Source organism: Aeromicrobium sp. (assembly GCF_025965075.1).
Lineage (GTDB): Bacteria > Actinomycetota > Actinomycetes > Propionibacteriales > Nocardioidaceae > Aeromicrobium.
Map to the genome: position 1 here is coordinate 1 of NZ_JAOPXQ010000257.1, position 9,156 is coordinate 9,156.

8 protein-coding genes are annotated in these 9,156 nt (G+C 70.0%); 7 read left to right on the forward strand and 1 reads right to left on the reverse strand.

Annotated elements, in window-relative coordinates:
* The 3 genes from JWQ91_RS15215 to JWQ91_RS15225 all read left to right on the forward strand — a co-directional run.
* Positions 1-255 (forward strand): aldehyde dehydrogenase family protein (locus JWQ91_RS15215; RefSeq protein WP_297785994.1); only part of this gene is annotated, 255 nt, incomplete at its 5' end.
* 165 nt (positions 256-420) lie between these two features.
* Entirely contained in the window at positions 421-603 is a 183-nt protein-coding gene (locus JWQ91_RS15220) for a hypothetical protein (protein WP_297785997.1), read from the forward strand.
* A 47-nt stretch (positions 604-650) separates the two neighbouring features.
* The gene (locus JWQ91_RS15225) at positions 651-3,539 is read left to right on the forward strand and encodes a helix-turn-helix transcriptional regulator (RefSeq protein ID WP_297786000.1); all 2,889 of its coding nucleotides are present in this window, start codon (positions 651-653) and stop codon (positions 3,537-3,539) included.
* Between the two features lie 13 nt (positions 3,540-3,552).
* Here JWQ91_RS15225 and JWQ91_RS15230 read toward each other — a convergent pair whose 3' ends face one another.
* A complete protein-coding gene (locus tag JWQ91_RS15230) occupies positions 3,553-4,269 on the reverse strand; it encodes a GntR family transcriptional regulator (protein WP_297786003.1) in 717 nt (238 codons plus the stop codon).
* A gap of 167 nt (positions 4,270-4,436) precedes the next feature.
* Between JWQ91_RS15230 and JWQ91_RS15235 the strand changes: the two genes are divergently transcribed.
* From JWQ91_RS15235 to JWQ91_RS15250, 4 genes are all read left to right on the forward strand, one after another.
* A complete protein-coding gene (locus JWQ91_RS15235; protein WP_297786006.1) occupies positions 4,437-5,735 on the forward strand; it encodes a substrate-binding domain-containing protein in 1,299 nt (432 codons plus the stop codon).
* A gap of 84 nt (positions 5,736-5,819) precedes the next feature.
* Positions 5,820-6,755 carry an ABC transporter permease gene (locus JWQ91_RS15240; RefSeq protein WP_297786009.1) on the forward strand — a complete coding sequence of 312 codons (936 nt, stop codon included), beginning with the start codon at positions 5,820-5,822 and terminating at the stop codon, positions 6,753-6,755.
* Between the two features lie 9 nt (positions 6,756-6,764).
* Positions 6,765-8,312, forward strand: a complete 1,548-nt coding sequence (locus JWQ91_RS15245; protein WP_297786012.1) for a sugar ABC transporter ATP-binding protein — start codon at positions 6,765-6,767, stop codon at positions 8,310-8,312.
* A partial coding sequence (locus JWQ91_RS15250) for an ABC transporter permease (protein ID WP_297786015.1) occupies positions 8,309-9,156 on the forward strand: 848 nt, incomplete at its 3' end. The genes JWQ91_RS15245 and JWQ91_RS15250, both read left to right, overlap by 4 nt.

Genomic DNA, 9,156 nt, shown 5'->3' on the forward strand with positions numbered 1-9,156 from the left:
GGCATGACCGCGGTCAACGGCGTGATCACGTTCGCCGCGATCCCGAGCCTGCCGTTCGGTGGGGTGGGCGACTCCGGCTTCGGGCGCATCCACGGACCGGACGGGCTCAAGGAGTTCACCTACGCCAAGGCGATCACGCGACAGAAGTTCAGCCCGCCGATGATGCTGACGTCGTTCTCCCGCGACGCCAAGACCGACGGCAAGGTCATGCAGCTCATCACGCTGCTGCACGGCGGCAAGAAGACGCTCAAATAGGGCGCGCGGCTCGTGCCTCGCCGCCCCGCGACTCCGTCGCGGCCGGCGAGGCCCGGGCGCCTGCCGAGCTTCGCTCGGCACATGGGTGCGTCTGAGGTAGACCTCGCGCTGGTTTACGTCATGTGCCCGATGCGGGGGGCTACCTCAGACGGCGACGATCGAAGCATGATCATCGACCCACAGGCCCTCGTGGCCATCGAGATGGACCGGCACCTGGCCGCCGCCGAGGCCGCCATGGCGTTCCGCGACGCCCCCCGCAGCCCCCACCCGCCGCGCCGCCGTCGACCACGTCGGGGCGTGCTCGTGAGGCTCGCGACCTGGGCGACCGGCCGCGCCGTGCACGCGTGAGCGCCGACCCCGTGGCTTTGTCGCCCCCGTCGGCCATCATGGTGTCCATGGGCACCGAGCGGACGTTCGCGACACCGCTGTTCGGCCGGCGCGCCGAGCTGGACCAGCTCTCGGCCGCGGTCGGTCTGGCCGAGGGCGAGGCGCCCGCCGCGGTGCTGATGGGTGGCGATGCCGGGATCGGCAAGACCCGGCTCCTGCGCGAGCTCGCGATCCGGGCCCGGGACGCGGGGCACCGGGTCGTGGCCGGTCACTGCCTCGACCTCGGCGACAGCGCGATGCCCTACCAGCCGTTCGCCGAGGCGTTCGCCACCGTCGAGGAGGCCGAGCGCAACGAGCTCGCGGCGCGCTACCCCGCGCTGGGACCCCTGCTGCCGTGGCCCAGCGCGACCGAGACCGCCGGGGTCGACCGCTCGGAGCTGTTCGCCTCCGTCGTCGCCGGGCTGGACCTGCTGGCCGCCGAGCGTCCGCTACTGCTCGTGATCGAGGACGCGCACTGGGCGGACGCGTCGACGCGGCACCTGATCCGCTACGTGCTGGCCTATCTGTTCACCCGGGATGTGCACATCGTGGTGAGCTACCGCGCCGACGACCTGCACCGCCGGCACCCGTTGCGCCAGGCCATCGCCGAGTGGGTCCGGCTGCCCGGCGTGCGCCGGATCGAGCTGAGCCCGCTCCCCGATGCCGACGTCATCGACCTGGTGCGGGCCCGCGGCGCCGGCGACCTCGCGACGGACGGCCTGCGAGCCGTCGTCGACCGCGCGGCCGGCAACGCGTTCTTCGCCGAGGAGCTCCTCGACGCGGGCCTCGCCGACGCCCGGTCCGCGCTGCCCGAGACGCTCGCCGATCTGCTGCTGGTCCGGCTCGACCGGCTCGACGACGATGCCCGGGCGGTCGTCCGCGCCGCCGCGTGCTCCGGTGGACGGGTCGCCGACCGGCTGCTCGCCGCCGTCGTCGACCTGCCGCGCGGGCGTTTCGACGACGCGATCCGCTCCGCGATCGATCACAAGGTCCTGGCCCAGGTGGGCGGCGACTCCTACGGCTTCCGGCACGCCCTGCTGGCCGAGGCGGTCCACGACGACCTGCTGCCGGGGGAGCGGCGCCGCATCAACCACGCCTATCTCGACGCCCTCACCGCCGACGGCGCGCACGGGTCCGCGGCGGAGATCGCGATGCACGCGGCCGCCGCCGGCCAGGACACCCGGGCGTTCGTCGCGAGCGTCGAGGCTGGGGAGTCGGCGGTCCGGGTGACAGGCTACGACGAGGCCGCGCACCACTACGAGCAGGCGCTCGACCTGCTCGACGCGGCACCCGAGGGCACCGACGTCGTGGGGCTGGTGGTGGCCGCCGCCGATGCCTGGATGACGTCGGGGCACCTGCTGCGGGCGCTCGCGCTGGTCAACGACCACCTGGCCCAGCTGCGGCCCGACGCGCCGATGCAGGACCGGGCCCGGCTGCTGATCTCGATCGGGTCGATGGCGTTCCTGGCCGAACGGGACGCCGAGGCGGCGGCCGCGAGCGAGGAGGCACTGTGGATCGTCGGCGACGAGCGGTCGGTCCTGCGGGCGCGGGCCGAGGCGCTGCGCTCCCTGGTCCTGGGCGACGCCATGCGCGACGCTGAGGCACTCGAGATCGGCGAGCACGCCCTCGCGATGGCTGAGGAGCTCGGCGCGTCCGAGGTCGTTGCCGAGGTCACCGTGACGTTGGCGCGCGTGCTTGCGCGCACGGGCGGGGCCGACCTGGACAAGTCCCGCCAGCGCTACGACGAGCTCATCGCGAGCTCGCGGGCCGCCGGCGACGTCATGGGCGAGCTGCGCGGCCTGCACAACCTGGCCTTCGTGCTGTTCAACGCCGGGGAGCTCGACGACGCCGAGAGCGCGTTCCGGGCGGCCATGACCCGGGCCGAGGGGACGGGACGGACCTGGGCGCCCTACGGCTTCGACGGCCGCGCCTTCGCCGCGATCATCTGCTACATCCGGGGACGCTGGGACGAGGCCCTCGCGCTGCAGACCGTCGGCAGCACCGCCCCGATGCTGGCCGAGGCGATCCTGTCCGGCGGCGCCCTGATGGTGGCGGCCGGACGCGGTGAGGTCGAGGCGCTCGCCGAGGAGCCCCGGCTGCGGGCGGTGTGGGAGCGTGACATCGCGCTGGCCGTCCACAGCAGCGCGGCACTGATCGACCTGCACGGGGACAGCGGCGACCTGGCCGCGGCGCGGGCCGTGCGCCGCGACGTCGCCGAGCTGCTGGACGTGGCGTGGAACGGTCGGCTGTTCGCCGCGCACCTGCGGCTGTCGGGTCTCGTCGTGGGTCACCTGGCCAACGCCGCCCCCCGGCTGGCGCGGTCCGAGCACGTCGACCTGCTGGAGGACGCCGCCCGGCTCGAGGCCGAGGCGGCCGCCGTCGTCGAGGCCAATCCGACCCTCGGTCCCGAGGGGCACGCGTGGCGGGTCAGGCTCGCCGCCGAGATCGCCCGGCTGCGCTGGGCCACCGGCATCGACGCGCCCACCGAGGCCGAGCTCGAGCAGGTGTGGCGTGACGCCGTGGCCGGCTTCGCGGCGATCGGCCAGCCCTTCGAGGAGGCTCGGTCCGCCGCGCGCCTCGCCGCGGTGCTCAAGGCGACCGGACGGACCGACGAGGCCAGGACCCTGCTCGCGGCGGCCCGCGAGACGGCCCGCGACCTCGGCGCCAAGCCGCTGCTGGCCGAGATCGCCGCCGTGGCGGGTCCAGCTGCCCGCCACGAGGTCGACCTGACGCCCCGGGAGCTCGAGGTCCTCCAACAGGTCAGCCAAGGTCGCAGCAACGGCGAGATCGGTGCCCGGCTGTTCATCAGCACCAAGACCGTCTCGGTGCACGTCTCCAACATCCTGGCCAAGCTCGGCGCCGCCGGCCGGACCGAGGCCGCTGCGATGGCCCGCCGCAAGGGCCTGCTCGACGACTGAGTGCGAGGTGTGGTCAGCCTGGCAGCTCGCCGATCTCGAAACGGGCCAGGACGGCCTGGAAGGTGGCGGTCTCGAGGTCGCCGAACTCCTGCCGGATGAGCTTTTCGCCAGTGCGCTGCACGTGCTCGTGCATCGATTGCGCGGCACCGTCGGCGTCATGGGCCCGCACCAGTTCGAGGATCTCGACGTGCGGCTCGAGGATCTCCTCGATCGACTCGCTCCGGTTTGCTGTCGAGACTCCTGTGCTGAGCACGACGTTGCGGAGACTGTCGACGAACTCGGCCAACCGAGAGCTGCCGCTGATCGTCAGTAACGTGCGGTGAAACTGCCGATCGGCACGGAGGAACCTTTCGGCGTCGCCCTCTGCCATCGCCTCACGCATTCGCTCGATGTCGGACTCAAGGGCCTCGATGTCGCTGTCCTTCGCGAGCAGAGCGGCCGCCCGGGTGGCGGGAACCTCCAGCAGCAGACGAAGCAGGAAGATCTGTCGCAGGTCCTCCGCAGATGAGTGCAGAACGACGAACCCGCGATTGCGGTGGACGCGAACCATGCCATCGGCCGCGAGCCGGATCAGCGCCTCGCGCACCGGCGTTCGGGACACCCCGAGCCGGTCCGCGACGCTGTGCACAGCGTGCAGCGTGTCGGGCTCCAGATCGCCGTTGAGAATCGCGGACCGGAGAGCCGTGGTGGCCCGATCGGCCATCGAGCCTTCATTCAGCAGCGGTTCCATGCTTTTCTCCGATCCATCGGGGTTGAGTCCTGCCCATTCCCCAGGGGTGATCGTAACGGTTGTGTTTCAGCCTGCAGGAATCCGTTGACAGTGTGGCATGTGACGTGTTGTATGTTACACACCACCAAGACGTGCGTTGGATCACGTGCGCGACCACGAGGAGCACCATGAAGTCACTTTTCCCGCGCCGAGCGGGATCTCCCGCTCAGCGACGCATTGCCGCCGTCGCTTTGCTGGCTGGCCTGATCGCCCCCCTGGCCGCCTGTGGCGGCCTCACCGCCAACGACAATGACAAGTCCTCGGTCTCTGAGACCTACACCGATCTCCGCACCGGCAAGCCTGAGTCTGCCCGCGACAAGGCCGTCCTTGACGCGCTCCCGGAGTCGGTGCGCAGCACGTACGCCGGCTTCTGGCACGCGACCCGCGTCGGCCCGAACCCGTACGCGGACTGGAAGCCCTCGCAAGCGCCGTGGAAGTTCTGCTACTCCAGCGCCTACCAGGGCAACTCCTGGCGGCAGGAGGGGCTGGCCGTGGCGAAGGACATCGTCGCGCAGCTGGACAAGAAGGGTCTCGTCGACGGACCGCTGATCGTGTCCGACGCCAACAACAATGCGAGCCTGCAGGCCACGCAGCTCACCACGATGGTCCAGAAGGGCTGCGACGTCATCCTGGTCATGCAGCCCCCGACGGTCGGCCTCTGCAAGGCGTTCGACGCTGCGCAGAAGGCCGGGGCCCTCGTTGTCGTGATGCAGACGGGCACCGACTGCACCAATGTCGTCCAGTCGGACTTCGGCGCGTACGACGCTGGTCGTACGTCGGCCGAGTGGCTCGTCGACAAGGTCGGCAATACGAAGGACACCATCGTGATGTGCGACGGCATCCCCGGCGTGGCCGCTGCCGAGGCCCGTCAGGCCGGCGCGTCGGACACGTTCAAGAAGGCTGGCCTGAAGGTCGACCACATCACGGGTCAGTGGACGCCGTCGACCATCAAGTCCCAGATGCTGCGTTACCTGAGCACGCACCAAGGCGCGATCGCCGGAGTCTGGGACGGTGGCGTTTGCGCCGTGCCCGTGACGCAGGCCTTCCAGCAGGCCGACCGCGACCTGCCGCCGGTCACCGGTTTCGAGGGTGCGTGCTCGTGGCTCGCCAGCTGGAAGCAGACCGGCAGCGAGTCATTCGGCTTCGCCGGCGGTGCGGGTCAGGGTGTGAACGAGGCGTTCAAGGTCGCGCTCAGGATGCTGGCCGGCCAGAAGCCCAAGCACAACACGCTGCTCTACCCGCTCGTGCAGATCGACGGCTCAAACGTCGACAAGTACTACAAGCCGGGCATGAAGCTCAGCAGCGGGTGCAACGCGCAGCCCGCCAACGGTGGCTCAGTGCCCGCGGCGTACTACGACGACCTGTTCACCGGCACGGGTACCCCGGCCACGTTCGACGCAGGTCTCGCCGACTTGCCGGTCAAGTAGGGATCACCCGGTATGTCCACCTCGGCGATCGAGCAGACGCCCACCCCGACGTCGGCAGCCACCAGCCGCCGTCGTCGGGGGGCCTTGAGTTCTCTCCTGGTCTACCTGGCCCCACTAGCGATGTTCCTGGTGCTGATGGTTGCCACGCCCGACGTGCTGTCGCGCACCGGCATCATGTCGCTGCTGGTGCTGTCGGCAGTGCTTGGGATTGCCGCGGTCGGACAGACCTGGGCGGTGATGATCGCCGGGATAGACCTGTCGATCCCGGCCACGATCGGCATGGCCAACGTGCTCCTCACGACGTTGTACGCCAAGGGCTGGTCGTTCGGCGAGATCGTCGTCCTGTTGCTGGTGCTGTCGATCCTGATCGGCATGGCGAACGGGGTGCTGTCCAGCATCTTCGGGTTGCACCCGCTCGTTGTGAGCCTGGGGGTCGCGTCGGTGGTGACCGGCGGCGTGCTGATCTCGGTCGACGGCAACACCGGTGGCGACGTCCCGGGGTTCATCACCAACGCTGTCTCGCCGCGGGGATCAGTCCTCGGTCTGCCACTGCCCGCGGCGCTCGTGGTTTGGGTGCTGGTGGCAGTAGTCGTCGTGCTCGTCGAGAGGCGCACCGTCATCGGCCGGCAGATCTTCGCCCTGGGTTCCAACGTCACGGCCGCGCGCCTGGCCCTGGCCCGGCCGATGTTGGTCCGCGTGTTCGTCTACTCCGCCGGAGCGATCTGCGCGAGCGCCGCCGGCGTGCTGCTCGCGGGGTTCAGTGGTGGCGCATCTGTGGACATCGGTGCCGCCTACCTTTTCTCGACCATCACCGCAGTCGTTGTCGGTGGCACCTCGCTGCTGGGCGGCGCCGGAGGCTACGCCCGGACCATCGCCGGTGTGCTGGTCACGACCGAGTTCACGACACTGCTGATCGGGTTCTCGGTGGGACCGAACATGCAGCAAGTGATGCTCGGCATCGCGATCCTCGTGCTCATCACCGTCTACGGGCGCGACCGTCACGTCGCGCACCGTCTCTGAGAGGTTGCCATGACACCAACACCCCTGATCGAGCTGGCCGATATCACACATCGCTACGGTGCGACCGTTGCGCTCGACGGCTGTCAGCTCGACATCCGGCCCGGCGAGATCCACGGTCTCGTGGGCGAGAACGGGTCCGGCAAGAGCACCGTGGTCAAGCTACTCAGCGGGATCATGGCGCCGACCGAGGGAACAGTCCGGGTTGACGGCAAGGATGTCGACCTGCGCTCGCCCACGGCGGCGCAGGCCCATGGTGTCCTCACGGTCTTCCAGGAGACGCTCATCTCCGACGACTGCTCAGGCCTGGACAACGTGTTCGCCGGCACTGACGGACTGTTCCGGCGCCGCCGGCGCAGGACCGCCGAGCTGGAGCTGGCGACCGAGGTCGTCGAGCGGCTAGGTACATCGCCGTCGATCCTGACCGCATCGCCCTACCAGCTGTCGCTGGCCGAGCGCCAAGTCCTGACGCTGACCCGGGCCCTGGTTCGGCCGTGGCGGCTGCTGATTCTGGACGAGGCGACATCCGCGCTCGACCTGGCTACCCGCGACCGGCTGTTCGCGCTGCTGCAGGCGGAGCGCTCCAACGGCCGCAGCGTGCTGTTCGTCTCGCACCGCATGGACGAGCTGGAGATCCTGATCGACCGTGCCACGGTGCAGCGGTCAGGCCACACGGTCGGCACGGTCGACCGAGCCGAGGCGACGCCCTCACGGCTGCTCAGCATGATGGACGGCCGCAGCGAGTCTGAGCACGCCGGAGCAGCCACAGTGACGGCACGCCGACGGGACGAGCAGGGAACTGCTGCCCGTCTGTGCGGCGTGGCGCTGTCATCCGACGCCCGGCCGTTTGACCTCGACGTGCGCCGGGGCGAAATTCTCGGCGTCGGCGGGCTTGACGGGCACGGCGCGGTGGCATTGGTCGAGGCGTTCGCGGGAGTCAGCCTTCCCCCGAAGGGCAAGGTGGAGATCGACCGCGACGGCCTGTGGAGCCGGGTGCGTGGCTACCGCAACGCCGTGGCATCGGGCATCGCGTACGTCCCCGGCAAACGCCAGGAAGAGGGCCTGTTCCGCACGCTCGACGTGCGGGACAACCTGGCCATGGCCACGTACGGCGAGCACTCGCGACTCGGAGTGCTGCGACCGCACGCCATCCAGCAGGCCGTCCGCGCCCAGATGCAACGACTTGGCGTCGCCCCCGATGATCCGGACTACCCGATCACGGGTCTCAGTGGCGGCAACGCGCAGAAGGTTCTGGTGGGCCGCTGGCTCGCCGCCAAGCCGGACCTGCTGGTGCTCAACGACCCACTGCGAGGCGTTGACATCGGCACCAAGCGCGACTTCTACGCGTTGATGCGCGAGTTGACTGATGCCGGCATGACCGTCGTCATGCTCTCGACTGAGATCGAGGAGCTCCTGACGTCGTGCGACCGGGTCGCGGTCTGCCATGACCACGGTCTCGAGGCCGTGCTCGAGGGCGATGAAATGACGTACGACGGGGTGCTCTCGGCGATGTTCGGTCAGGCCCCCGCCTTGGCCACCCACGAAAGGACACGCGCATGACGACCGTCGACCGCGCCCCCATCCGGGGCGGCCGGGCCGTTCCGTACTTCGTCCCAGCCGCACTTGCCGTGCTCGTGATGATTGCGATCACGGCCCAAAAGAGCGGTCAGTTCCTCGACGGGGGATGGAAGCTCGTGCTGGTGTACGCCTCGCCGCTGGTCCTGCTGGCGATGGCACAAGCACCCGTCGTGCTGAGTGGTGGCGGCGGGCTCGACCTGTCCGTCGGACCCGGGGCCGGCTTGGTCAGCGTGATCCTCGCGGCCGGGCTGATCGCTCACCAAATCTCCGTCGCCTGGATCGTCATCCCCGCGGCCGTCTTGCTCGGGGTCGTGATCGGCGCAGTCAACGGCAGCCTGGTCGCTCTCATCAGGATCCCCCCGATCATTGCGACCCTCGCGACATACCTGGTGTTCGCGGGCATCGCGACGCAGGTTCTCGCCTCGCCGACCGGCGCGCTGCCGGTCTGGATGGACTGGTTCACCGACGTCGAGGGCGTCGTGCCCAACGTCGTGTGGGTCATGCTCCTGGTCGGCGGCCTGTGGTGGCTCCTGACCCGCACGGCGTTTTGGCGCAACCTCTTGATGGTCGGGTCGAACGACCGCGCGGCCTACACCGCCGGTGTGCCCGTGACAGCGGTGCGATTCGTGGCCTATGTGCTCACTGGAGCGATGACGGGTGTGGCCGGCCTGGTGCTGACCGCAGTTCTGGGTGGCGCCGACGCGACTGTGGGACCCACCTACACGATGCTCGCGATCGCCGCCGTCGCGCTGGGCGGCATCAGCCTCGCGGGTGGCCGCGGCGGCCTGCTCGGTGCGGCGTGCGGCGCGGCGCTGCTGTTCCTGAT

What these genes read in the sequence shown, in the direction of transcription:
- JWQ91_RS15225 (WP_297786000.1), top strand. Translation starts at nt 651, where the DNA reads ATGGGCACCGAGCGGACGTTCGCGACACCGCTGTTCGGCCGGCGCGCC.
- JWQ91_RS15230 (WP_297786003.1), bottom strand. Translation starts at nt 4,269, where the DNA reads ATGGAACCGCTGCTGAATGAAGGCTCGATGGCCGATCGGGCCACCACG.
- JWQ91_RS15220 (WP_297785997.1), top strand. Translation starts at nt 421, where the DNA reads ATGATCATCGACCCACAGGCCCTCGTGGCCATCGAGATGGACCGGCAC.
- JWQ91_RS15235 (WP_297786006.1), top strand. Translation starts at nt 4,437, where the DNA reads ATGAAGTCACTTTTCCCGCGCCGAGCGGGATCTCCCGCTCAGCGACGC.
- JWQ91_RS15245 (WP_297786012.1), top strand. Translation starts at nt 6,765, where the DNA reads ATGACACCAACACCCCTGATCGAGCTGGCCGATATCACACATCGCTAC.